Annotated in this window: 24 protein-coding genes and 1 pseudogene; 11 read left to right on the forward strand and 14 right to left on the reverse strand. The window is 73.5% G+C overall.

The window, feature by feature from the left end; all coding sequences use genetic code 11:
* Positions 1–40 precede the first annotated feature (40 nt).
* The 4 genes and pseudogenes from KUM40_RS24375 to KUM40_RS24390 all read right to left on the reverse strand — a co-directional run bounded on the left by KUM40_RS24375 (position 41) and on the right by KUM40_RS24390 (position 2,676).
* Complete coding sequence (locus KUM40_RS24375) at positions 41–565, reverse strand: roadblock/LC7 domain-containing protein (RefSeq protein WP_217168233.1); 525 nt, start codon at positions 563–565, stop codon at positions 41–43.
* Positions 566–603: 38 nt separating this feature from the next.
* On the reverse strand, positions 604–1,407 hold the full coding sequence (locus KUM40_RS24380; protein ID WP_217168234.1) for a hypothetical protein: 804 nt from the start codon (positions 1,405–1,407) through the stop codon (positions 604–606).
* Positions 1,404–1,832, reverse strand: coding sequence for a hypothetical protein (locus KUM40_RS24385; protein WP_217168235.1), 429 nt, complete (start codon positions 1,830–1,832; stop codon positions 1,404–1,406). The genes KUM40_RS24380 and KUM40_RS24385 overlap by 4 nt, the downstream gene beginning before the upstream one ends.
* 185 nt (positions 1,833–2,017) lie before the next feature.
* A pseudogene (locus tag KUM40_RS24390) lies at positions 2,018–2,676 on the reverse strand (SDR family NAD(P)-dependent oxidoreductase).
* A 223-nt stretch (positions 2,677–2,899) separates the two neighbouring features.
* Between KUM40_RS24390 and KUM40_RS24395 the strand changes: the two are divergent.
* From KUM40_RS24395 to KUM40_RS24410, 4 genes are all read left to right on the forward strand, one after another.
* Complete coding sequence (locus KUM40_RS24395) at positions 2,900–4,078, forward strand: hypothetical protein (RefSeq protein WP_217168236.1); 1,179 nt, start codon at positions 2,900–2,902, stop codon at positions 4,076–4,078.
* A gap of 678 nt (positions 4,079–4,756) precedes the next feature.
* Positions 4,757–5,320, forward strand: coding sequence for a (2Fe-2S)-binding protein (locus KUM40_RS24400; RefSeq protein WP_217168237.1), 564 nt, complete (start codon positions 4,757–4,759; stop codon positions 5,318–5,320).
* A complete protein-coding gene (locus KUM40_RS24405; RefSeq protein ID WP_217168238.1) occupies positions 5,317–6,309 on the forward strand; it encodes a xanthine dehydrogenase family protein subunit M in 993 nt (330 codons plus the stop codon). The genes KUM40_RS24400 and KUM40_RS24405 overlap by 4 nt, the downstream gene beginning before the upstream one ends.
* A gap of 36 nt (positions 6,310–6,345) precedes the next feature.
* Entirely contained in the window at positions 6,346–8,475 is a 2,130-nt protein-coding gene (locus KUM40_RS24410; RefSeq protein ID WP_217168239.1) for a xanthine dehydrogenase family protein molybdopterin-binding subunit, read from the forward strand.
* 77 nt (positions 8,476–8,552) lie between these two features.
* Here the strand turns inward: KUM40_RS24410 and KUM40_RS24415 are convergent, their stop codons facing one another.
* Positions 8,553–9,914, reverse strand: a complete 1,362-nt coding sequence (locus KUM40_RS24415) for a hypothetical protein (protein ID WP_217168240.1) — start codon at positions 9,912–9,914, stop codon at positions 8,553–8,555.
* A 216-nt stretch (positions 9,915–10,130) separates the two neighbouring features.
* On the opposite strand from KUM40_RS24415, the gene KUM40_RS24420 reads away from it, so the two are divergent.
* The 3 genes from KUM40_RS24420 to tgmB all read left to right on the forward strand — a co-directional run bounded on the left by KUM40_RS24420 (position 10,131) and on the right by tgmB (position 11,766).
* Positions 10,131–10,451 carry a DUF1232 domain-containing protein gene (locus KUM40_RS24420; protein WP_217168241.1) on the forward strand — a complete coding sequence of 107 codons (321 nt, stop codon included), beginning with the start codon at positions 10,131–10,133 and terminating at the stop codon, positions 10,449–10,451.
* 120 nt (positions 10,452–10,571) lie between these two features.
* Positions 10,572–10,763, forward strand: a complete 192-nt coding sequence (gene tgmA, locus KUM40_RS24425; protein WP_217168242.1) for a putative ATP-grasp-modified RiPP — start codon at positions 10,572–10,574, stop codon at positions 10,761–10,763.
* Between the two features lie 16 nt (positions 10,764–10,779).
* The gene (gene tgmB / locus KUM40_RS24430) at positions 10,780–11,766 is read left to right on the forward strand and encodes an ATP-grasp ribosomal peptide maturase (protein WP_217168243.1); all 987 of its coding nucleotides are present in this window, start codon (positions 10,780–10,782) and stop codon (positions 11,764–11,766) included.
* Positions 11,767–11,803: 37 nt separating this feature from the next.
* Here the strand turns inward: tgmB and KUM40_RS24435 are convergent, their stop codons facing one another.
* Together KUM40_RS24435 and KUM40_RS24440 are read right to left on the reverse strand one after the other, a co-directional pair.
* Positions 11,804–12,019, reverse strand: a complete 216-nt coding sequence (locus tag KUM40_RS24435; RefSeq protein ID WP_217168244.1) for a hypothetical protein — start codon at positions 12,017–12,019, stop codon at positions 11,804–11,806.
* Between the two features lie 126 nt (positions 12,020–12,145).
* A complete protein-coding gene (locus KUM40_RS24440) occupies positions 12,146–12,637 on the reverse strand; it encodes a hypothetical protein (protein ID WP_217168245.1) in 492 nt (163 codons plus the stop codon).
* A gap of 203 nt (positions 12,638–12,840) precedes the next feature.
* On the opposite strand from KUM40_RS24440, the gene KUM40_RS24445 reads away from it, so the two are divergent.
* Positions 12,841–13,809, forward strand: coding sequence for a GlxA family transcriptional regulator (locus KUM40_RS24445; RefSeq protein ID WP_217168246.1), 969 nt, complete (start codon positions 12,841–12,843; stop codon positions 13,807–13,809).
* Between the two features lie 34 nt (positions 13,810–13,843).
* Here KUM40_RS24445 and KUM40_RS24450 read toward each other — a convergent pair whose 3' ends face one another.
* From KUM40_RS24450 to KUM40_RS24460, 3 genes are all read right to left on the reverse strand, one after another.
* Positions 13,844–14,107, reverse strand: coding sequence for a DUF5133 domain-containing protein (locus tag KUM40_RS24450; RefSeq protein ID WP_217168247.1), 264 nt, complete (start codon positions 14,105–14,107; stop codon positions 13,844–13,846).
* 119 nt (positions 14,108–14,226) lie between these two features.
* On the reverse strand, positions 14,227–15,072 hold the full coding sequence (locus tag KUM40_RS24455) for an NAD(P)H-binding protein (RefSeq protein ID WP_217168248.1): 846 nt from the start codon (positions 15,070–15,072) through the stop codon (positions 14,227–14,229).
* Positions 15,069–15,494 carry a nuclear transport factor 2 family protein gene (locus tag KUM40_RS24460; protein ID WP_217168249.1) on the reverse strand — a complete coding sequence of 142 codons (426 nt, stop codon included), beginning with the start codon at positions 15,492–15,494 and terminating at the stop codon, positions 15,069–15,071. The genes KUM40_RS24455 and KUM40_RS24460 overlap by 4 nt, the downstream gene beginning before the upstream one ends.
* Before the next feature lie 151 nt (positions 15,495–15,645).
* On the opposite strand from KUM40_RS24460, the gene KUM40_RS24465 reads away from it, so the two are divergent.
* The gene (locus tag KUM40_RS24465) at positions 15,646–16,239 is read left to right on the forward strand and encodes a TetR/AcrR family transcriptional regulator (protein ID WP_217168250.1); all 594 of its coding nucleotides are present in this window, start codon (positions 15,646–15,648) and stop codon (positions 16,237–16,239) included.
* Positions 16,240–16,267: 28 nt separating this feature from the next.
* On the opposite strand, the gene KUM40_RS24470 is transcribed toward KUM40_RS24465, so the two are convergent.
* The 3 genes from KUM40_RS24470 to KUM40_RS42190 all read right to left on the reverse strand — a co-directional run bounded on the left by KUM40_RS24470 (position 16,268) and on the right by KUM40_RS42190 (position 18,898).
* Positions 16,268–18,034 (reverse strand): ABC transporter ATP-binding protein, encoded by a 1,767-nt coding sequence (locus tag KUM40_RS24470; protein ID WP_217168251.1) that lies wholly within the window; start codon positions 18,032–18,034, stop codon positions 16,268–16,270.
* Positions 18,035–18,174: 140 nt separating this feature from the next.
* Positions 18,175–18,738: a hypothetical protein gene (locus KUM40_RS24475; RefSeq protein WP_217168252.1), complete on the reverse strand. Its 564-nt coding sequence runs from the start codon at positions 18,736–18,738 to the stop codon at positions 18,175–18,177.
* 28 nt (positions 18,739–18,766) lie between these two features.
* Complete coding sequence (locus KUM40_RS42190) at positions 18,767–18,898, reverse strand: hypothetical protein (protein WP_302180887.1); 132 nt, start codon at positions 18,896–18,898, stop codon at positions 18,767–18,769.
* A gap of 357 nt (positions 18,899–19,255) precedes the next feature.
* On the opposite strand from KUM40_RS42190, the gene KUM40_RS24480 reads away from it, so the two are divergent.
* Both KUM40_RS24480 and KUM40_RS24485 read left to right on the forward strand, forming a co-directional pair.
* Positions 19,256–19,483: a DUF397 domain-containing protein gene (locus KUM40_RS24480; protein ID WP_217168253.1), complete on the forward strand. Its 228-nt coding sequence runs from the start codon at positions 19,256–19,258 to the stop codon at positions 19,481–19,483.
* A 114-nt stretch (positions 19,484–19,597) separates the two neighbouring features.
* On the forward strand, positions 19,598–20,518 hold the full coding sequence (locus KUM40_RS24485; RefSeq protein WP_217168254.1) for a helix-turn-helix transcriptional regulator: 921 nt from the start codon (positions 19,598–19,600) through the stop codon (positions 20,516–20,518).
* 154 nt (positions 20,519–20,672) lie between these two features.
* On the opposite strand, the gene KUM40_RS24490 is transcribed toward KUM40_RS24485, so the two are convergent.
* Positions 20,673–21,491: an SAM-dependent methyltransferase gene (locus tag KUM40_RS24490; RefSeq protein WP_217168255.1), complete on the reverse strand. Its 819-nt coding sequence runs from the start codon at positions 21,489–21,491 to the stop codon at positions 20,673–20,675.
* Positions 21,492–21,607: the final 116 nt, after the last annotated feature.

Consider the following 21,607-nt stretch of genomic DNA (forward strand, 5'->3'; position numbering starts at 1 on the left):
GGTTCCCTTCCGGACGTGATCGGTGGGTCGGATCGGTGGGTCAGATCGGCCGGCGGTGGCCGCCGGCCCGGGGAGTGGGTTGGTGTGCGGGCCGCTGCGGGGTGCGCACCGGCAGGGTGCCGATACGGCGTTCCGTGTCCGCCGGGAGCGTCGCGAGGTGTTCGGCGGCCGCGGGACGGCCGGGGTCCTGCCCGACGTGGGTGGCGACCAGCTCTCCGATCCGCGCGCCGCTGCGCCGACCCTCCAGGTGCAGCCGGCCCACGTTGACCCGGCCGTCGGCGAGCAGGGTGAGCACGGCCGCCGGACCGGCGGCGTACGTGGCGACGTAGCCGTCGGCCCCGCGCAGCAGCAGTTCCCGGAAGCCGCCGCGCGCGGTGGCTTCGGCCATGCGGTGCGCGACGCCGAGGGCGGCCGCGGTGAGCGCGGCGAGGCCCTCGGGTTCGGTGCCCGGCGCGTCGTGGGCGAGGACCAGCCCGTCCACGGTGGCCGCGAGCGAGCCGGTCAACTGGGGCACGCGGTTGCGCAGTCGGTGCAGTTCGTCCAGGACGTCGCTCTCGACGGCCATGAGCAGTCTCCTTTCGTCACGCCGGCGGCGCGCGCGGATCACAAGGCCTCCAGGGCGTCTCGGAGCCGTCGCAGCAGGGCCGTGTCGGGGTCGTGCCACACGACCGCGCCCGGGTCCGGGCCCGGGTGCCGGGACAGGGACGGGGCCGGGGCCGGGGACGCGGGTGGTGCGGCCCGGACCAGGCCGTCGGCGGCCAGGCGGCGCAGTTCGACGAGGGTGTGGTAGGTGCGGCAGGCGAGCGCCGAGGCGATCTCCGCGGCGGTGCGGACACCGTCGACCTGCGTCAGGGTCCGGCCGCGCCGCACGGGCAGGTCGACGGTGTCGGTGCCCGGCACCCGGGTGAGGGGGGCGGTGTCGATCGCGGGGTCCGGCCAGATGCGGTCCAGCAGCGCGCGGCGGCGTCCGGATTCGCGGACGACGACGTCGACGGCGACCGACCGGACCGCGCCGAGCCAGTGCACCGCGCCCGGGCGGAAGCGCTGCGCGCGTGCGTCGTGGGCGAGGACGAAGTACGCGGCGTCGAACAGCGCGCCCAGGTGGCAGACCTCCAGCGCCCCGGCGGTGAGCCGGCCGCTGTCCACGAGCCGGTGGCCGACCCGGTGCTGTGTCCCGCCCCGGTCGACCGCGTCCCACCAGCCGTCGGGCGGGACGGCGCCGCTGCGGATGAGCAGCGCGCCGAGGTCGGGGGTGAAGGCCGACTCCACGTGCACGACGCGGCCCGCCGAGAGGTAGACGATCCCCCGCTCGCCCGACAGGGCACCGGACGCTCCCTCGGTCGCGAGGGCGCCGAGGGCGGCGGACGTCGTCTCGAGCGTGGTCCAGGTGGTCGTCACCCGGGTCATCCGAGCACCAGGCGATCTGCCATCTCGGCCAGCCGGATGCGGGCCAGGGCGAGGTTTCCGTCGTTGCGGTCCAGCCACAGGTGGAGGAAGACGGTGCTGTCGAACGGGGTACTGACGAACCTGAGCAGGTGGTAGGCGTCCGCGGTGGTGGCGATCATGTCCTCGACCGCCGGTTCCTTACCCGGCTCGGCACCCGGTCCGGCACCCGGTTCGGCGGCACCGGGAGCGGCGCCGGCCGCCAGGGAACCGCTCTCCGCGACGTACCGGCCCAGCTCCGCCGTCTCCGCCGCCGTCGCCTCCCAGTCGCCGCCCGGCGCCTCGCCGACGGCGCCCAGCGCGAGCCCGCTGATCCAGTCGACCAGCGAGGCGCCCCGAGCGCCGGGCAGTCGCATGGCTTCCAGCAGACTCTCGTCGATTCCGGGCACGCCGGATCCCCTCCCCTGCACGGCTGTACCGCGAACGTGACGACGACACTACGGAAAGTGCACGCATCCGGTGAGCGCTTTGGCATTTTCCAGAGGAACGTGCCCGCGCTGCGGCATACTGCGGTATTTCGGCCGTGCCGGGGCTGCCCGCGGACCCCCATGGCGGGGAGGTGAGGCCGCGAGGGCTACGGGAGGATCGAGTCGACGTACCCGCCGTCGACGCGGACGGCCGCACCGGTGGTGGCGGAGGCCTGGGGCGAGCTGAGGTACACCACGAGGCATGAAGGCGCGCTGTGCCTCGTCCCAGGGCAGGTCACGGTCGACGAGCTGGTACACGAAGTCCTCGACGCCCTCGGTGTGCGTGGGTCCCGCGACGACGCAGTTCACCGTGACGCCGCTGCCCGCCGCCTCCTTGGCAAAGCCGCGGCCGACGCCGAGCAGTGCCGTCTTGGAGACCCCGTAATGGATCATCTCGGCCGGGATCACGACGGCCGAGTCGCTCGCGATGTACAGCACCCGGCCCCAGCCGCGTTCCCTCATCCGGGGGAGATGGCCCGCGTCAGCCTGATACCCGCCAGGACGTTGATCTCGAAGTGGCGGCGCCACTCGTCGTCGCTGATCTCCAGCGCGGGCACGGCGCCGAAGACGCCGAGGTTGTTCACGAGGATGTCGACGTCGGGCAGCGTCCGAAGGGCCCGCTCGGCGCCCTCCTCGGTGCCGAGTTCGGCCGGGACCGGAACGAACACGCCTTCCGGTCGCGCCCGTTGACGCCCACGGTGGCGCCGGCCCGGGCCGGCCCCGCGGCGATCGCCGCCCCGATGCCCTGCGAGGAGCCCGTCACCAGTGCGGTACGTCCGCCGAGGCGAGGTTCATCAGGTCACTCCTTCTCGTGCCGTACGGTCGGTCGGGTTGCTCCTGCCCACCCTCGCCCACGACGCGTCCAGGACCCCGTCGGCCGCACTGTGCGCCGCGCCGCGGCACGCCCGGTCGGCGGACCCCGGGTACTCTCGGCTGACCTGCGGCGACGATACTTGCCTACGTCCGTGCCCCTGCTTCCCGATGGACTCATGCCGACCTCTCCCACCGCCCGCCCCACGACTCCGCCCACGCTGTGGGCCGCTCGCGGCCGCCACGTCGGCTCCGCGGCCGAGGAGACCGTCCGGCACACGCTGCAGCGGCTCAAGGACGACCACGTCCTCGACGACTTCCTGGAGCCGCCCGACGAGCGGCCCGACGTGCCGCCGACCGGGGCACCGGCCGACGCGGCCGCCGGCCCCCGGATCTTCGAGGCCCGCTGGAAGGCCCCCGGGGCGGTGACCGTGCGGGCCAGGCTGATCCTGGAACCCGGGTCTGCGGGCGGGCAGGAGTGGACCCTGCTGGCGGAGGCCGAGGAGGCCTGGGACGTCGCCTGGCCCTCCCCCGCCACCATGTTCTGGCCCGACGACCCGGACGTCACCTGGGACCGGGACGCCGCCACGGGCCTGCGGCTGCGGGGCCTCAACACCGTGCCGGAGGACGACAAGGCCGTGCGCCGGCTGTTCAGGGAGGCCGGGCGCAGCCCGTGGAACATCCACGTCGTCGTGCACGAGGCGATGACCCCCGACCACCGGGGCCGGGTGCCGCTGGCGCAGCGTCTGCCGCCCGGTCTGCGGCACCGGGTGGTCGAGCACCGCGCCGCGCCGCAGCAGTTGCGGGTGGTCAACTGGGCCCTTGGGGACCTGGGCGTCCAGGTGCCGCGCGGCGGCGCCGTGGTGCTGCCCGGCAACCCGGCCCCGGCCGACTACGACGCCGGGGACTTCTCCGTGCGCAGCGTCTTCCTGGACGGCTCCGAGCCCACCGGTCTGATCGCGGCGGTGACGTCCTTCGCCGCGCTGCCCAGGCCGCTGCCCGACGACGCGGTGGCGGCCCTCGCCTCGCTCCGGGAGGACTGGCGGCTGCTGACGCAGGCGGAGGAGCTGGAGCGCGCGCGCAGGCTGGTGGCGATGTACGCCGAGGCGCTGGAGGCCATGACCCAGTCCAGGGACCTCTACCGGGAGGCGGCCGAACGCGCCGCCGAGGCCCTCGCCGTGTACCGCGAGTCCGCCGCGGCCGCCCCGGCCGGACCACCGCCCTCCGCCGCGCCCCCGGCGTCCCCCTTGCGGAGTCTGACCCGCACGCTGGACCGATTCCGGGGCTCCTCCCGGCCACCCCGCCCGGACCCGCCCGGCCGGGACACCACCGGAGCGCCGGACCAGCCGGGCGACTGACGGCTGCACGGCCTTCGGTCACCGGCCGATGACCGGCCGGCGACCGAACACGGCGATCCGGGTCCGGACCGGTGCCGGGTCCGGACCGGTGCCGGGCCAGTGCCGGTGCCGGACCGGTGCCGGGCCAGTGCCGGTGCCGGACCGGTGCCGGGTCCGGACCGGGGCCGCGTCTCGGACCCGGACCGGGGCCGCCTCCGGACCGGGGCCGCCTCCGGACCGGGGCCGCCTCCGGACCGGGGCCGCCTCCGGGCGGCCGCCTCCGGGCCGGACGCGGACGGCGGGCGGCGGACGGCCGGGCGCGGACGGCGGGCCGCCGGGTCCCGGCCAGTGCCGGGTCCGGACCGGGGCCGCGTCTCGGACCCGGACCGGGGCCGCCTCCGGGCCGGACGCGGACGGCGGGCGGCCGGGCGCGTCCGGGCCGGGGCCGGTGCCGGGTCCGGACCGGGGCGGCGTCCGGGCCAGGGGGGGGCCGGGGCTGCGTCCGGGCCGGGCGCGGACGGCGGGGCGGCCGGGCGCGTGCCGTGTGGGCTTCGGGAGCCGCCGTCGCCCGGCCGGTTCCGCGCACCATGTGGGCGCGGGGGCCGAGGAGCCCACTGAGGGCACCCTCACGTGTCATCCGGCGCGAGGTGGATACGCGGACGGCACAGCAGCGGCCCGTCCCGGAAGGTCATCGACGCCATGGACAGCCAGCACCCCAGCCCCCCGGTTTCCCGCCCACCGGAGTCCTCCCGTTCACAGACCACGCTCCGCGTCAACGGCAAACCGCACACCCTCACCGTCGACCACCGCCGTGTCCTGCTGGACCTCCTGCGGGAGGATCTCGGGCTCGCGGGTGCCAAGAAGGGCTGCGACCACGGGCAGTGCGGCGCCTGTACGGTCCTGGTCGACGGGCGGCGGGTCAATAGCTGCCTGCTGTTCGCGGTCGCCCTGGACGGTTGTGAGATCACCACCGTCGAGGGTCTCGCCGGGGACGGCGAGGAGCTGCATCCGGTGCAGCGTGCCTTCCTGGAACGCGACGCCTTCCAGTGCGGGTACTGCACCCCGGGCCAGATCTGCTCCGCGGTCGGCGTGCTCGCCGAGGCCGCGGCCGGGCACCCGTCCCACGTCACCGACCCCACCGCGCCCTCCGGTGAGCCCGTCGCGCTGGGCCGGGAGGAGATCCGGGAGCGGCTGAGCGGCAACCTGTGCCGGTGCGGCGCGTATCCGCGTATCGCCGACGCGGTCGAGGACGTGATCCCGTGAAGCCCTTCGCCTACGTACGCGCCGACAGCGTCGAGGAGGCCACCGACGCGTTCGCGGCCCACCCCGGCGCCCGCTACCTCGGCGGCGGCACCAACCTCGTGGACCTGATGAAGCTCGGCGTGGAGACGCCCGCCGCGCTCGTCGACGTCACCCGGCTGCCGCTGGACGGGGTGGAGGAGCTGCCCGACGGCGGGCTCCGGGTCGGCGCGACGGTCCGCAACAGCGACCTCGCGGCCCACCCCGGTGTGCGCGACCGCTACCCCGCGCTGTCCCAGGCGCTGCTCGCGGGCGCCTCCGGGCAACTGCGCAACGCCGCCACCACCGGCGGCAACCTGCTCCAGCGCACCCGCTGCCCGTACTTCCAGGACGTCTCCAAGCCCTGCAACAAGCGGGAGCCCGGCACCGGTTGCGGCGCTCTGGAGGGCGTGCACCGGGACCACGCGGTGCTCGGCCACTCCGACCAGTGCATCGCGACGAACCCGTCGGACATGGCGGTGGCGCTCGCCGCCCTCGACGCGCGCGTGGAACTGCACGGCCCCGAGGGCACCCGCAGCGTGCCCGCCGCCGACTTCCACCGGCTCCCCGGGCTGCATCCGGAGCGGGACACGGAGATCCACCCCGGTGAGCTGATCACCGGCGTGACCCTGCCCGCGGCCACGGCCGGGCTGCCCTCGGCGTACCGCAAGGCCCGCGACCGGGCGTCGTACGCCTTCGCACTGGCCTCCGTCGCCGCGGTGCTGCACATGACGGACGGGGTGGTGGACCGGGCCCAGATCGCCTTCGGAGCGCTGGCGCACCGGCCCTGGCGGGCCCGGCGGGCCGAGGACGCGCTGGTGGGCGCCGCGCCCACGACGGCCGCGTTCGAGCACGCCGTCGACCTGGAGCTGGCCGCCGCCGAACCGCTGCGGGACAACGCCTACAAGGTGCCGCTGGCCCGTCGGCTCGCCCTGGACGTACTGGGCCGGCTCGCCCCGCCCGCCACGACCTGAACCCCGGCGTCCACGACGTCCACGAGGAGGACTCCCATGACCGCCACCGATGCCGTCCTGGGCGCTCCGGTCGAGCGCCGGGAGGGGCGGGAGAAGGTCACCGGCACCGCCCGGTACGCCGCCGAGTACGACTCTCCGAGCCGCGCCCAGGCGTGGCCCGTGCCGGCGACGGTCGCGCGGGGCAGGGTGACCGGCGTCGACACCGCGCCGGCGCTCGCCCTGCCCGGGGTGCTCGCGGTGCTCACGCACGAGAACGCGCCGCGGCTCGGCGATCCCGACGACCCGACCCTGGCCGTGCTGCAGAGCCCGCACGTCCCGCACCGGGGCTGGTTCGTGGGCCTGGTGGTGGGCGAGACGCTGGAGGCGGCCCGCGCCGGTGCCGCCGCTGTCCGGGTCACCTACGAGAGCGAGCGCTTCGACGTGACGCTCAGCGCCTCCCATCCCGAGGCGTACGTGCCGGAATCGGCCAACGGAGGGTTTCCGGCGGTCACCGAACACGGCGACCCCGACGGCGCCTTCGCCTCCTCGGCGACCCGGCTGGACGTCGAGTACCGGGTACCGCCGCTGCACAACCACCCGATGGAACCGCACAGCAGCACCGCGCACTGGGACGGCGAGCGGCTGACCGTGTACTCGTCCAGCCAGGGCACCACCGCCGTACGCGCGGAGCTGGCCCGGCTGTTCGGCCTGCCCGGCGACCGGATCGAGGTGCGCGCCGAGCACGTGGGCGGCGGCTTCGGATCGAAGGGCACACCGCGTCCGGACGTGGTGCTGGCCGCGCTGGCGGCACGCGAGACGGGCCGGCCGGTCACCGTCGCGCTGCCGCGCCGCCACCTGCCCGCCGTCGTCGGACACCGCGCGCCGACCTTGCACCGGCTGCGCCTGGGCTCCGACGCCGGCGGCCGGCTCACCTCCCTCGTGCACGAGGTGACCACGCAGACGTCCCGGGTGAAGGAGTTCGTGGAGCAGGCTGCCGTCCCCGCGCGCGTCATGTACGGCGCTCCCGCGCTGCGCACGCTGCACCGGGTGGCGGCCCTTGACGTGCCCACACCGTCCTGGATGCGCGCCCCGGGTGAATGCCCCGGCATGTACGCCCTCGAGTCCGCCATGGACGAACTGGCCGCCGAAGTCGGGGTCGACCCGGTGGAGCTGAGGATCCGCAACGAACCGGAGGCGGAGCCCGACAGCGGCAGGCCCTTCAGCAGCAGGCATCTGGTGGAGTGTCTGCGCGAGGGCGCCCGCCGCTTCGGGTGGGAGGGCCGCGATCCGCGTCCGGGCTCCCGCCGTGCCGGGCCCCTGCTGGTCGGCAGCGGGGTGGCCTCGGCCACCTATCCGGTCCTGGTCGCCCCGTGCGTCGCCGCGGCGCGGGCGCTGCCCGACGGCGGCTTCCTCGTACGGGTCAACGCCACCGACATCGGCACGGGCGCCCGGACGGTGCTGGCGCAGATCGCGGCCGACGCCCTCGGCGCCCCGCTGGACCGGGTCCGCGTCGAAGTCGCCGACAGCGGCATCGGGTTCGCCCCGATGGCCGGCGGCTCCTGCGGCACCGCCTCCTGGGGATGGGCCGTGCACGAGGCGTGCGAGCGGCTCACCGGTCTGCTCGCCGAGCACTCCGGGCCGCTGCCCGAGGGCGGTCTCACGGCCGACGCCGACACCTCCGGCACCGCCGACGCCGAGAGCCCCTTCGCCCGTCACGCGTTCGGCGCGCACTTCGCCGAGGTCACCGTCGACACCGTCAGTGGTGAGGTACGGGTGACACGGCTGCTGGGCGTCTTCGCCGCGGGGCGCATCCTCAACGCCCGTACGGCGCGCTCCCAGTTCATCGGGGGCATGACGATGGGCCTCGGCATGGCACTGACCGAGGACAGCACCATGGACCCGGCGTTCGGCGACTTCGTCGAGCGCGACCTGGCGTCGTACCACGTGCCCGCGCACGCCGACGTGGCGGACGTGGAGGCGTACTGGGTCGACGAGGAGGACGACCGTCTCAACCCCATGGGCAGCAAGGGCATCGGCGAGATCGGGATCGTGGGTTCGGCTGCGGCCGTCGGCAACGCCGTCCACCACGCCACCGGTATCCGTTTCCGCGAACTGCCGCTCACTCCGGACCGGGTGCTCACCGCTCTGCTCGAACACGGGCATCCCGCGGGCATGCTGGGGGTCTGAGAGCGGACGCGTGGTCCGCGCCGGACGGTGTCCTTCCGTCCGGCGCGGACCACATGGCGTACGGGAGTGGGCGGCGCTCAGTCCGCGGCGGTGCGGCCCGCCACGGCCACCGGGCGGGCCGGGCGGCGCCGCGCGGAGTCCCGCGACGCCACCGCCACCCGCACGCACAGGCCCGTCAGCGCGACGAGCGAGGCCGTCGCGGCCACGGCGGCCGCGATCCAGGTGGGGGCCAGGGTGAGGTCCGTGACCGGGGAGACCCGCGCCGAGGGGGTGGCGCTGCCGTAGAGCTTGGCCGCGGCCAGGGCCGCGGGTCCCACGACCGCGGCGGCGAGCAGCGCCGCGGCGGGCCGCACGGTCAGCAGCAGGGCCAGCACCAGGCAGAGTGCCGACAGGCCGAGGGCCACTCCGTAGGCGCTCGCGGAGGCGTCGGCGCGGCGCAGCGGGAAGTAGGCCACGCCGCACCCGGCCAGGACCGCGACGGTGAGCCAGGCCGGCCAGGCGGGTCCCCGGGCGGCCCGGCGTGCCGCCCGGTCGCGCTCGCGCGAGACGCGGGCCCGGTCGTGCTCGCGCGGGGCCCGGTCCTTGTCCCTGTCCTTGTCCTTGTCGCTCCCGCGCCGCAGGCGGGAGGGGCGGGGCGGCCTGCGGCGCTCGCGGCCACGACCGCGGCGGTCCGCTCCGGGGAATGCCCCGGGGAACGCTCCGGCGAGGCCTGCCGGTCGGCCGGCGGGCTCCCGCCCTTCGTTCTCGCCGGCCGCATCCTCGGCGGCAGGCGACGGCCGTGCGTCGGGCCGCTGCGCGCGTACCCGTCCGTCCTCGGCGAGCCGGCCGATCAGTTCGACCAGGTCCTCGACGGGCCGGCCGGTGGCGGCGGCCCGTACGGCCTCCTGCCCGCAGTGCGGTTCCAGGGGCGTGCGGTGCAGCAGTGCCATCAGCCGGGTCACGTCCTCCACGGAGCGGCACTCCGCCGCGGCCCGGATCGCCTCGTCCGCGCTGTCCGCGTGGCGCGGCGGCCGGGTCAGCAGGCCGACCAGCCGGGTGACGTCCTCGACGGACCGGTTCACGCCGACCGCGCGGAGCGCGTCGATCGTGGCCTGCGCGTACCGCGGGGACTCCTCCAGCGTCGTGATCAGGTCGACGACGTCTTCCAGCGGCCGGTCGGCGACCGCGGCGCGCACCAGGTCGCCGACGGGGTCGCCGTACGCGTGCGCCGCTCCGGCGTCGGGGTCTTCGGGGTGGTCGAGGTCGTCGAGATCGTCGAGGTCGACGTCCCAGACGTCGGCCTCCGGGTCGGGCGAGGGCCGTCCGGCGGAGGGCCGGGCAGCCGGACGCGCACCGGGCGGTCGCGCCGTGCCGATGGTCGTGGTCGTCTCCCCGGTGGGCAGGTCCAGGGCGGATATGGCGTACTCGGGCGAGCGGGGTGAGGAAGAGCCGGTGGTCATGATCTCTCCGTGTGATGGGGGTGCGGCCGCCCTGCGTCCCCGACATGCGACTCGCGCTGTGTGCTGCCATTACTAGGCACGTCCTCCGGGCCGTGCCACTGGAGTGGGCCACCGGGATGAGAGACCCCGCCCGCCGGTCTTGCCGCCGCCGCGAACGGGCATCCGGGTAACGAGGCGCGTGCCGCACGCCGCGTGCCGTGCCACAAGGAGGAGACCGTGGATACGACCACAGTGATCGTCGGGGCGGTGCTGCTCGCGGCGCTCGTCCTCGCGGCGGCGGTCGCCGTCCTGGTGCGTCTGGTCCGCACCCGACGGGACCTCAGGCGGGCCGGCCTTCCGACGGGCCCGCGCTGGGTGTTCTGGGGCGCCGTCCTCTACTTGGTGCTTCCGGCGGACCTGTTGCCCGACCCGGTCTACCTGGACGACGTGGGTGTGCTGCTCCTCGCGCTGCGCTCCGCGCGCGGTCCGCTCGGCGGTCGGCGGGGGGCCGCGGACCGGCGGCGGGCCACGAGCCCGCCCGGTGACTACGCAGCGTAAGGAAACCATTCACCCGTTCGATTCGTATAAGTCACTGGAAGCCGAAGGAAGTCGGCGGACCAGGTGACGTCGCAAACGGGATCGTCGCCTGATCGGCGCAGCACCGACTAGGGAGAGACGATGCAACCGTTCGCGCTCAACTACGCACGGCCCGCAGTGGTGTTGGAAGCCGCCACTCCGTACGTCTACGACTCCGGGCTGCAGTTGAACGTGCTCCTCGACGGACGGGTGGCCGCCGGTGACCACGCGCTGCTGAGAGAGCTGGGGACCACGACCTCCACCGCGGGGTCGAAGACTCACTTCGACGACTGAACACGGGCCGTCGAATATGACCGTGTTGATCCTGACCAGTGAAGAGGACGTCACCGCGGACATGGTGGTGGTGCACCTGAACGCGTCGGGAGTACCCGTGGTCCGCCTGGACCCCGCCGACCTGACCGACTCCGTCGCGCTCTCCGGCGAGTTCGCGCACGGCTCCTTCAGGGGCCATCTGTCCTCGGGGGGACGCCTGGTGAGCATCGGCGGGCTGCGGTCCGTCTGGGTGCGCAGGCCGGGCGGTGCGGCCACGCGGGCCACCGAACCGTCCCCGTGGCTGACCGAGGAGGCCGGACAGGCGCTCTACGGCATGCTCCGCGGCTCGGGCGCACGCTGGATGAACCAGCCGGACGCCGCACACCGGGCCAGGTACAAGCCCTGGCAGTTGCGTCTGGCCCAGCAGTGCGGGCTGCCCGTGCCGGCGACGCTGATCACGACGTTTCCACGGGCGGCGCGCGAGTTCGCCGAGCGCTACCCGGATCTGGTGGTCAAGCCCGTTTCCGGGGCGCACCCGCAGGATCCGCCGCTGGCGGTGCCGACCAGCCGGGTCCCGCCCGAGGCCGACTTCTCCGCGGTCGCCCACGGCCCGACGCTGCTGCAACGCCGGGTCACCAAGCGTGCCGACATCCGGCTGACCGTCGTCGGCGACACGTTGCTGGCCGCCCGGAAGACGGCGCTCGCGGGCCTGGACCCCGACGAGGTGGACGTGCGTTTCACGGCGTCCGGCGAACCGTGGCGGCCCGCCGGGGTGCCACCGTGCGTCGCCGAGGGGGTCCGCGCCTATCTCCGGGCGGCCCACCTGGCCTACGGCGCGCTCGACTTCGCCGAGGACGGCGACGGCACCTGGTGGTTCCTCGAGTGCAACCAGTCGGGGCAGTTCGGCTTCGTCGAGGTGGACACGGGTCAGCCGATCGCCCGCACCATCGCCGAGTGGCTGGCGCGGTCCGGCTCCGCGGACCCGGTGGACGCGGGCGGTCCGGGCACGGCGGCCGCCGGGTGAGTCCGGTGCGCCCGACCCTCGCGGTGCCGCCCGCCCGTCAGTGCGGGCGCGGGCCGGGCAGCAGGGCGGTGCGCTGCCAGCCGGCGCCCGGGGAGGCCCGGCGTTCGTCGCCGGGCAGGTGCCCGGGGGCGTGCAACGGACGCATGACGACCTCCAGCTCCCTGCTCACACGCTCGGCGTCCCGCCGCACCTGCTCGGGGACGTCACCGCGTTCGGCGACGAGTCGGTCGTAGATGGGAGAATCCTGGAACACCCGTCAACGTGCCTTTCGTGTCGTCCGCCCCCGCACGGAGGCGCGACTGAGCAGTCTAGGCGCCCGTCCACCCGGTGGTGCACATTCCGCCCAGGAGGTGACCTGCGCTCAGGAGGCGACCTGCGCTCAGGCTCCGGTCGTGGAGCCGGGCCGGACGATCATGAGGATGGTCACCGTGGCCCACAGCAGGTTGAACAGGCCGGTGAACATGGCGAGCCGGGCCGTGCGGGCCCGTTCGACGGGCTGCCCGCCGGTCAGTTGCTCGAGGAGCTCCTCCTGGCGGGGCAGGACGAGGGCGACCAGGATCCCGGCGGCGGCCGCGGTGAGGGTGATGGACGCGATGAGCCAGGCGTCCCCGAGGACACCCATCGCGGACGCGGTGGCGAAGCCGAGGACCGGGACCGCGATGCCGAGAGCGGCGTAGACCCGGCAGATGCGGTGCAGCAGCCGGACGGTGCCCACGTCCCCGGCGTCCGTCGCGTCCCCGGCCCCTCCCCCGGCCGGCAGCGCCACCGGCACCCGGCGGGCCGCCGCCGGGAACATGCTGGCCGCGACGGTGACGGGCCCGACCGCGATGATGGCGGCCAGGACGTGGAGGGACAGAAGGATCTTGGTCATCGGTCGGGCTCCGGAAGGCAGGATCGGGTGATGCGGTGCGGTGATCGAAATCCACGGTAGGAAGCCCGCGGGTGATCGCACAGGGGCTGAAATGACAGCTTCCGACGGAATCTCGCCAGTGCCTGCGACAGGGGGTGTTCCCGGTGGACCCGGGCCTGGCACGGGCTTCTGCGCCCGGCGGGAACCCGCCTATGGTGGCGCCCATGCACTCGGTCGCGATCCTGGTCCTGGACGACGTGGTGCCGTTCGACATGGCGGCCCCCATGCAGGTGTTCGACTGGACGCGGCTGCCCGACGGGCGCAGTCCCTACCGGGTGAGTCTGTGCGCGGAGTCGGCCGAGGTGCGCACCGAGGGCCTCACCCTCCGAATCGAGCGGGGTCTGGAGACGCTGGAGACCGCGGACACGATCATCGTGCCGGGGCGCTTCGAGGAGTCCGGCCCGCCCTCCGACCGCGTCCTGGACGCGCTGCGCCGGGCGGCCGGTGCCGGTACGCGGATCGCGTCGGTGTGCGTGGGAGCCTTCGTGCTCGCCCGGGCCGGGCTGCTGGACGGGCTGCGGGCCACCACCCACTGGATCGCCGCGGCGGAACTGGCCCGCCGGTACCCGCGGGTGCAGGTGCGGCCGGACGTGCTCTACGTCGACAACGGGCAGATCCTCACCTCGGCGGGCGCCGCCGCCGGTCTGGACATGTGCCTGCACATGATCCGCCGCGACCTGGGGTCGGCCGTCGCCGCGCACGCCGCCCGGATGTGTGTCGTACCGCTGGAACGGGAGGGCGGACAGGCCCAGTTCATCGTGCACGAGCATCCGCCCGTGCCCCGGGGTTCGGATCTGGAGCCGCTCCTGGAGTGGATCGAGGACAATCTGGCCGGGGAGGTCACCCTCGGCGCGATGGCGGCGCGCTCGGGGTTGAGCGAGCGCACCTTCAGCCGCCGGTTCCGCGAACAGACGGGCACCACTCCGCTGCAGTGGCTGCTGCGGGCGCGGGTGCGGCGGGCCCAGTACCTGTTGGAGAACGGCGAAGGCTCCGTCGAACGGATCGCCCGCCAGGCGGGGTTCGGCTCCCCGACGGCCTTCCGGGAGCGGTTTCGCCGGGTGGTCGGCACCACTCCGTACGCCTACCGCGCGGCGTTCCGGGGGCGGGCCTCGGCATCGAGCGGCCGCTCGTAGGGGCCCGCGTCGCGGGCCCCTGGGCACGGCGGTGTCACACGGCCAGCGACAGGCCGCTCTCCCCGTCGGCGCCCACCGGGCGGGCCTGCCGCACCGCACGCCCCTTGGCGAGCAGCAGCGCGTCCGCCTTGGCCACCGCGTCGTGGACGCCGGTCGTCGCCATCATCACGCACAGGGTGTAACTGACGTCCGCCAGCTCCCCCGCCGTCGCGGACCGCTCCCTCTCCGCCGACGCGATCCGCAGTGACGCGTACCGCGTCAGCAACTCCCTGACGATCTTCGGGTCCGGTTCCAGCACGAAGCGCTCCTCTCTGGATTCTCGCTGCGTATGCCCGGACCCGGTCGAAACAGTCGCACCACACCTGCCCCTGCTCGCAATTGACCGAATTCTGACAGTCGCCACCTGTCGTGCGTCTTTCAACTCCTGCCCCACTCCCGCGCCACCACCTCCCGGAAGCCGTGCGGCGGGCGGCCGGTGACGCGTTCGACGGTGTCGGTGGTGCGGTCCTCGGCTCCCTGGGCGATCGCGTGGTCCATGTCGGCCAGCATCGCGGCGAAGTCCGGCGGCACCAGGCTCGCGAGGCGGGCGCGCGACTGCGCCGGTGTCAGGGCGTGGTGGACGACCGGCCGGCCGCCGGCCCGGGTGAGGTTCGCGGCGACCTCGTCGTGGGTGAGGGACTCGGGGCCGGTGAGGACCAGGTCGGAGTCCGGGGCGCGGTCGTCGGTGAGGGCGTGCAGGGCGACGGCCGCGATGTCGTCGGCGTCGACGAAGGCCACCCGGCCGCTCCCGGTGGCGGTCAGGATGGTGCCGTCCTGCCGGATGCCGACGGCGTGGGCGTGGTCGCCGGTGAAGTTCTGCATGAACCAGGAGGGACGGAGCACCGCCCACTGGTCGAACAGGCCGGGCAGTTCCCGGTGCACCGCACCCACCGCCGGGCCGCCCTCGGGTATGGCGGAGGAGCTGAGCAGCACGGCGCGGCGCACGCCGGTGGCGCGGGCACGGCGCAAGAAGGGCAGCATGACCGCGGCCGGGTCCATGTCGCCCACGGGCGGCACGAGGTAGACACGGTCCACTCCCTCCAGGGCCGCGTCGTGCGTGGCGGGGTCGTGCCAGTCGAAGCGGACCGGCTCCGCGCCCGGCACGGGGGCCGCGCGTCGCCCGGCGGCCTTCACGTGGTGACCGGCGGCGACCAGCCGTGCGGTGGTGCGGCTTCCGGTCGTGCCGGTGGCCCCGACGACCAGCGTCGTGCCGATGCCGGTCATCGGGCGGTCCCGGTGAAGTCGGCACCCGGCTCCAGCAGCGCCAGCGGGTTCCAGTAGTCGCGGTAGGACGTGAACCGGCCGTCCTCGGCGGTCACGACGGCGATGTACGTCATGTCGAAGGGGGCGCCCGTCTGCACCAGCCGGCCGACGCCGCGCATCTCCACCACGACGGTCCGCGTGTCGGTCGTCTCGTGGATGTGCAGGTCGGGGAAGTCGTGCAGGTCGATGTGGTCGGGGTAGTGCCGCATGTAGGCGGCGACGGCCTCCCGTCCCTCCAGCCGCCGCGGCCGGCCGTCGGGGGCGAAGGGGAACTCCATGACCCCGTTGTCGGCCCACAGACCGACCCAGCCGTCCATGTCTTTGTCCAGCAGCAGGCGCAGGCCGTGCCTGAACAGGTCGGGCGCCGGGGTGTGTGCGGGCATGGGTGTGCTCCTCTTCGTCGCGTCTTGGGGGACTACCATTCGGACCGCGGGTCCGCTTCAAACAATACGGACCGACGGTCCGCTTTGCAACGCGCACCGCCCGCCGAGGCCCGACGACGCCCGCCGACGCCCCACGACGGAGGAGACCCCTGTGACCGAGCGCAAGCCCCGCAAGGACGCGGCCCGCAACCGGGCGGCCGTCCTCGCCGCCGCCGACGCCCTCTTCGTCCGCTGCGAGAGCCCCGACGACGTCACCATGGCCGATGTCGCGACGGCGGCCGGCGTCGGGAAGGGAACCCTCTTCCGGGCCTTCGGCGACCGCGTCGGGCTGGTCGGGGCGCTGTACGAGGCGCGGCTGGAGCCGATCGAGCGGGCCGTCGAGACGGGACCGCAGCCGCTGGGACCGGGCACCCCGCCGCAGCAACGCGTCACCGCCCTGCTCGACGCTCTCCTGCGCTTCAAGCTCGACAATCGCGGCCTGGCGCTGGCGCTGGAGGCCGCGGGGCGCGACAGTCCGTACGGAGCGGGACACTACGAGCGCTGGCACACCCTGCTCCGTACGGTCCTGGAGCAGGTCCCCGGCCTGAGCGACGGGGAGTTCGCCGCCCACGCGCTGCTCGCCGCCGTCCGCGCCGACCTCGTCGAGCATCTGGCGGGCGTACGGGGCCTGCCCCACGACCGGATGCGCGCCCAACTGGCCGACTACGCCGGGCGGGTCCTCGACACTCCCCCGCCACGGCCCTGAGACCCGGACGGCACGGACGCGGGCACGGTCAGGCGACCTGGCCGCTGTGGAGTGCCGTGTACGCCCCTCCCCTCGCCAGCAGTTCCTCGTGGGTGCCGATTTCCTGGACGCGGCCCTCGCCCATGACCACGATCCGGTCCGCGCCCCGCACGGTGGACAGCCGGTGCGCCACGACGAACGTGGTGCGCCCGCGCAGCAGCCGTGCGAGCGCCTGCTGGACCAGGGCCTCCGAGCGGGTGTCCAGCGCCGAGGTGGCCTCGTCGAGGATCAGCACCCGGGGGTCCCGGATCAGGGCGCGGGCGATGGCCAGGCGCTGGCGCTGCCCGCCGGACAGCCGGGCGCCGTGCTCTCCGACCAGGGTGTCGGCGCCCCGCGGCAGCCGGTCGACGAACTCCAGCGCGTTGGCGTCGCGCAGGGCGCCGCGCACCGTCTCCTCGTCGGCGTCGTCCATGCCGTAGGCGACGTTCTCCCGGATCGTGCCGTCGAAGAGGATGGACTCCTGCGGCACCACCGAGACGAAGCGCCGGTAGGTGCGCAGGTCGAGCGTGTTCATGTCGGTGCCGTCGAGCAGCAGCCGGCCCGAGGTCGGGCGCAGGAAGCCGATGACCAGGTTGAGCACGGTGGACTTGCCGGCGCCGGACGCGCCCACCAGCGCGACGGTCTCGCCGGGTTCCACGGCGAGGGTGAAGTCCTGCACCGCGGGCCGCCCGTCGCTGTCGTAGAGGTGCCCGACGCCCTCGAAGGCGACGGCTCCGCGCAGCGATGTGACTTCCGTCTTGCCCTCGTTGTCCTCCAGTTCGGGGGCCTGGAGCACTTCGCCGACCGAACGGACGGACTCCAGGCCCTTGGTGATGACCGGGGCCAGGTTCGCCAGCGTGGTCGTGGAGTTGGTGAGAGTGGTCAGGAAGGCGCTGAGCATGACGACGTCGCCGGCGGTGACCCCCCAGACGTCGTAGTACGAGATCAGCGCGGCACCCGCCAGCACCAGTACGCCGACCACGTTGAGCACGACCCAGGACAGCGAGCCGAAGCGGCCGTTGACCAGGTCCAGGCGCATCCCGGAGGTGAGCAGCCGGTCCAGGGTGCCGTCCATGCGGCGCAGCGCCTTGCCCTCCAGGCCGTGGGCGCGGGTGACCGGGATGAGCCGGGTCATCTCCGTGACCCGTGAGGACAGGGTCTCGACCTCGTGGCGGAAGTGCTCGTTGTGGGCGCGCAGCCGGGCCCTGAGCCGGGCCACGAGGAGGGAGGCGGCGGGGACGACGACGAGGAAGACGGGCAGGAACTCCGGGGTGCGCACCGCGATGATGACCAGGCCGCCGGTGAGCACGGTGAACGCGCCGAGCCCCGTCTCGGCGGTCTGCTGCACCATCTGTTCCACCGTCTCCACGTCCCGCACGACCTTGGCCTGGAGGACGCCCGCGCTGACGCGCGAGTGGTAGCCGATCGAGAGTTGCTGCATGCGTGTGCACAGTGCGGAGCGCAGGGCGGTGCCCATGCGGCGCACGCTGCCGTACAGGAGGCGGACGTAGAGCAGGTGCAGCGGGTAGTTGACCAGCAGGATGAACATGATGATCCCGGTGCTGGTCCACAGGTTGCCGATCGGGCCGTGCTGGACGACGGTGTCGATGATGGACGCGGTGATGAGGGGCAGCAGCCATATGGGGCTGTGCTTGACGGTGAAGACGGCGACCGCGCCCGCCAGCGGGCGGCGGTCGGCCCGGAACAGGTAGACGAGTGTGCGTATCGGGTGTTCGCCCCGGTAGCGGTGATCGAGCGGCTTTTCGGGCGACGCCATCGGCGTGGTCCTCCTGGTGACCGAGTGGGGCAAGCGCTTACTTCCCGCGCTTTCCTACCCCGTCGGCAAGGAGTACGCCACACCGTTTCACGCCTTGGAAGGAGAGACCCGCGCCTTCTCCCCCGTGGAGGGCGCGGGTCTCAGTCTCCGAGGCTGCCGGCTCCGAGTGTGCGGGCGAGTTCGGTGGTGGCCCGCGTGATCTCGCTGTCGTCCTCGGTCAGCAGCCGCTCCAGTTCGCCCCGCCGGGCGCGGACCGCCTGCCGCGCGGCACGCTCCCACGCCACCGGGTTCTCCCGGTGGTTGAGCAGCTTGGGATACGCGGTGGCGGTGGTCTCCCACTGGCGGGCGTCGGCGATGTTCTTGAGTAGCTGGATGATCTGCGCCCGGCAGCTCACCTGGGGCCGCTGCGCCAGCTCCCACAGGAAGGGGACGGTCGCGGCGGTGGCCTGTTCGACGACGAAGCCGTACTGGCAGATGCGCCTGCGCAGGTCGCCGAGGGCGGCACGGGCGGTTTCGGCGTCCCCCCTGGCGACCTTGCGCAGCAGTCGGGGAATGGCCGCCGCCGAGCCGCTGGAGTCCTGGATCTCGCTCCAGGGCACGCCGTCGAGGCCCGCGAGGAGGGCGGTGGTGCCGGGCACGCCGGGCGGCTGCGCCCGGCGGTCGGTGCGCTCGGTGCTCGGCTCGGGTGTCGGAGCGCTGCGCATGGTGTGGGGCCCTTCCGCGGCAGTCGGGTCAGGTGAGGGGGCGGGTCGACAACGTGGCCCAGAACGTGCACAGGGCGCGGCCGTGCTCCTGGAGTGCGGAGCCGTCGGACGGGTGGAACACGGGCGTGTTGTCCCCGGAGTCGGAGAGTCCGGTGATCACGAGGGTGACGAGGCTTGCGAGGGTTACGAGGCTTGCGTCGTCACCGCGGCGGCCGAGGGGCCACCCGCGCGGTGTCTCCCGCGCCGTGCGCGGCAGCCCTCCGGACCGGCTCGTCGCGCCTGCCCCCGACACGGGTTCGCCGGGTGACCGGAGCGTTGGATGCGCAGGTGACGGCACAGCATCTCCCTGATGCGACGTCAGAACGAGGCGTCGACCAAGGGGTTGACGCCACGGCTATTATCCACGCTTAGAGCGCTCGCGTGCAATTGCACGAGAAATTGCGCGAAAAAAATCGGATGGGAGCGCTCGGGGACCGACGGAACTCGGTCCGCTCCCCCGAACGGCAAGGAGACCGCGGTGCCATCAGTGCGCAACGGAGTGCAGGCCAGCTCGTTGGACGCCTGCTGGAAGAAGAGTCGGCACAGCAACGCCGAGGGCAACTGCGTGGAGGTCGCCCTCGTGGACGGAGGCATCGCGATGCGCAACTCCCGTGACCCGGACGGCCCCGCGCTCGTCTACACCTCCGCGGAGGTGGCCGCCTTCCTGGCCGGGGCGAAGGAGGGCGAGTTCGACCACCTGCTGTAGGCGGGGCGACGCGCAAGCGGAGTCCAACTACCCGATTTCTACCGGCGGATGCGGCGGACACCGATGGGATGAGATAGTCTTTCCCTCAAGTCTGCCGGTCTGCTGGGAGTCAGGATGTCCGCCGCGCCGCATCGCATCTCCCGTCTCGAACCCTATCTGGACCGGGCCGAGCCGGCGCCGACTCTGCTGAAGATGCTCGTCGGCGTACAGCTCGCGGGTTTTCGCGAGGACGCCGGCCTCTCCCAGGACCAGGCCGCACGCGACCTCGGGTTCAGTGCGGCGAAGCTCTCGCGCATCGAGTCGGGCAAGGGCCGCAGGCCCCCGACGGAGCACGACGTCCGTGCGCTGCTCGAGCGGTACGGCACCGACGCCTACGAGGCCTCGGTGCTGATCAAGCTGTTGCAGCGCGCGGGCGAACCGGGCTGGTGGCAGCGGTACGACAAGCGCCTGATGCCCGAGTGGTTCGACCGCCTGGTCGGTCTCCAGGAGGCCGCGGCCACCATCCGTACCTTCGAGATCCAGTACGTCCCCGGTCTGCTCCAGACCGGGGACTACACCGAGGCCGTGGTCGAGCGCGGCCTGCCGAACGCTCCCGCGGGCGAGGTCCGGCGCCGTGTCGAGCTGCGCAAGCGCCGGGCGCAGTTGCTGGACCGCCAGGACGCGCCGCAGCTCTGGGCGATCATCGACGAGTCCGTCCTGCTGCGCGTGCTCGGCAGCCGTGACGTCATGCGCGAGCAACTCGCGCACCTCGTCGAGATGGCGGGGCAGCCCCATGTGACGCTGCAGATCGTGCCACTGGACGTGACGAACGCGTCGGCGCCCGCGATCCCCGTCACCTATCTGCGTTTCGGCGGCACCGATCTGCCGGACGTGGTCTATCTGGAGCACATCAAGAGCGCCAACTTCCTCGAGGACCGGGACGAGACCGAGGAGTACCGGGTCGCGCTGGACCGGCTGGCCGACGAGGCGCTGACTCCGCGCGAGTCACTGGACCGGCTGCGCGAGACGATGGCGACGCGCTACGCCGACAAGTAGCGGCAAACGCGGAGGGGCCACGCGCAATCGCGCGTGGCCCCTCCGCGTTGTACGGGCTCCGCGTTGTACGGGCTCCGCGTTGTACGGGCTCCGCGTTGTACGGGCTCCGCGTTGTACGGGCTCCGCGTGGTGCGGATGATCTGCTCGTCAGCGGTCAGCGCAGCCGGCCAAGACCGCCGAACTCGATCCACTCGTCGGAGAGCTGGCGCGGCGCCACCTCGGTGTCCGGGCGCCAGGTGGAGACCTCCACCAGGCCAGGCTCCAGGATGTCCATGTCCTCGAAGAACGCCTCGACGTCCCTCGGCTCACGGACCCGGCCCCAATGCCCCTGCGTCGCCTGGTCCATGAAGTCCGTGACGAACTTCCGTACCTCGGCGTCCTCGCTGACCAACTGGCACATCACGGCGAAGCTGCCGGGCACGAGCCGCTCGGTCACGCGACGGATCACGGCCTTGGGGCCGTCGGTCTCGCTGTCCGGGATGCAGTGGAAGACCGAGTTGAACAGCACGGCGACCGGCTGTGAGAAGTCGATCAGGCGCTGGGTGTCCGGGTGGGAGAAGATCTCCTCCGTCGCACGCATGTCGGCGTGGATGACGGCGGTCTGGTCGTTCTGGTCGAGCAGCGCCCGGCCGTGGACGAGGACCATCGGGTCGTTGTCGACGTAGACGACGCGGGAGTCGGGCGCGATGCGCTGGGCGATCTGGTGCACGTTGTCCTGCGTGGGCAGGCCGGATCCGTGGTCGAGGAACTGGCGGATGCCGTAGTCCTCGACGAGGGTGCGGACGACCCGCTGAAGGAAGCGCCGGTTGTTCAGCGCCAGCCGGCGCGTGCTGGGGACGACCTTGTCGAGCTCTCCGACGGCCGTCCGGTCCGCCGCGTAGTTGTCCTTGCCGCCCAGATAGAAGTCGTACATACGTGCCGCTGTGGGCACATTGGCGTCGATCTCCGTGGACAGCCGCTTGTCGGCTTGCATCGTTCCCCCAGCTCCGTACCCGCGCCAACTGGACTGGCATGACAGACAGTACATCCTAAGGACCCGGTGGGCAGCGAAACCAGAGGGAGGATCAGTGGCCGTCAAACCGATTGCCA

The sequence above is a fragment of the Streptomyces sp. AC512_CC834 genome (assembly GCF_019049325.1).
Taxonomy (GTDB): domain Bacteria; phylum Actinomycetota; class Actinomycetes; order Streptomycetales; family Streptomycetaceae; genus Streptomyces.

What these genes read in the sequence shown, in the direction of transcription:
- KUM40_RS24375 (WP_217168233.1), bottom strand. Translation starts at nt 565, where the DNA reads ATGGCCGTCGAGAGCGACGTCCTGGACGAACTGCACCGACTGCGCAAC.
- KUM40_RS24380 (WP_217168234.1), bottom strand. Translation starts at nt 1,407, where the DNA reads ATGACCCGGGTGACGACCACCTGGACCACGCTCGAGACGACGTCCGCC.
- KUM40_RS24395 (WP_217168236.1), top strand. Translation starts at nt 2,900, where the DNA reads ATGCCGACCTCTCCCACCGCCCGCCCCACGACTCCGCCCACGCTGTGG.
- KUM40_RS24400 (WP_217168237.1), top strand. Translation starts at nt 4,757, where the DNA reads ATGGACAGCCAGCACCCCAGCCCCCCGGTTTCCCGCCCACCGGAGTCC.
- KUM40_RS24410 (WP_217168239.1), top strand. Translation starts at nt 6,346, where the DNA reads ATGACCGCCACCGATGCCGTCCTGGGCGCTCCGGTCGAGCGCCGGGAG.
- KUM40_RS24415 (WP_217168240.1), bottom strand. Translation starts at nt 9,914, where the DNA reads ATGACCACCGGCTCTTCCTCACCCCGCTCGCCCGAGTACGCCATATCC.
- tgmA (WP_217168242.1), top strand. Translation starts at nt 10,572, where the DNA reads ATGCAACCGTTCGCGCTCAACTACGCACGGCCCGCAGTGGTGTTGGAA.
- tgmB (WP_217168243.1), top strand. Translation starts at nt 10,780, where the DNA reads ATGACCGTGTTGATCCTGACCAGTGAAGAGGACGTCACCGCGGACATG.
- KUM40_RS24440 (WP_217168245.1), bottom strand. Translation starts at nt 12,637, where the DNA reads ATGACCAAGATCCTTCTGTCCCTCCACGTCCTGGCCGCCATCATCGCG.
- KUM40_RS24445 (WP_217168246.1), top strand. Translation starts at nt 12,841, where the DNA reads ATGCACTCGGTCGCGATCCTGGTCCTGGACGACGTGGTGCCGTTCGAC.
- KUM40_RS24455 (WP_217168248.1), bottom strand. Translation starts at nt 15,072, where the DNA reads ATGACCGGCATCGGCACGACGCTGGTCGTCGGGGCCACCGGCACGACC.
- KUM40_RS24460 (WP_217168249.1), bottom strand. Translation starts at nt 15,494, where the DNA reads ATGCCCGCACACACCCCGGCGCCCGACCTGTTCAGGCACGGCCTGCGC.
- KUM40_RS24470 (WP_217168251.1), bottom strand. Translation starts at nt 18,034, where the DNA reads ATGGCGTCGCCCGAAAAGCCGCTCGATCACCGCTACCGGGGCGAACAC.
- KUM40_RS24475 (WP_217168252.1), bottom strand. Translation starts at nt 18,738, where the DNA reads ATGCGCAGCGCTCCGACACCCGAGCCGAGCACCGAGCGCACCGACCGC.
- KUM40_RS24485 (WP_217168254.1), top strand. Translation starts at nt 19,598, where the DNA reads ATGTCCGCCGCGCCGCATCGCATCTCCCGTCTCGAACCCTATCTGGAC.
- KUM40_RS24490 (WP_217168255.1), bottom strand. Translation starts at nt 21,491, where the DNA reads ATGCAAGCCGACAAGCGGCTGTCCACGGAGATCGACGCCAATGTGCCC.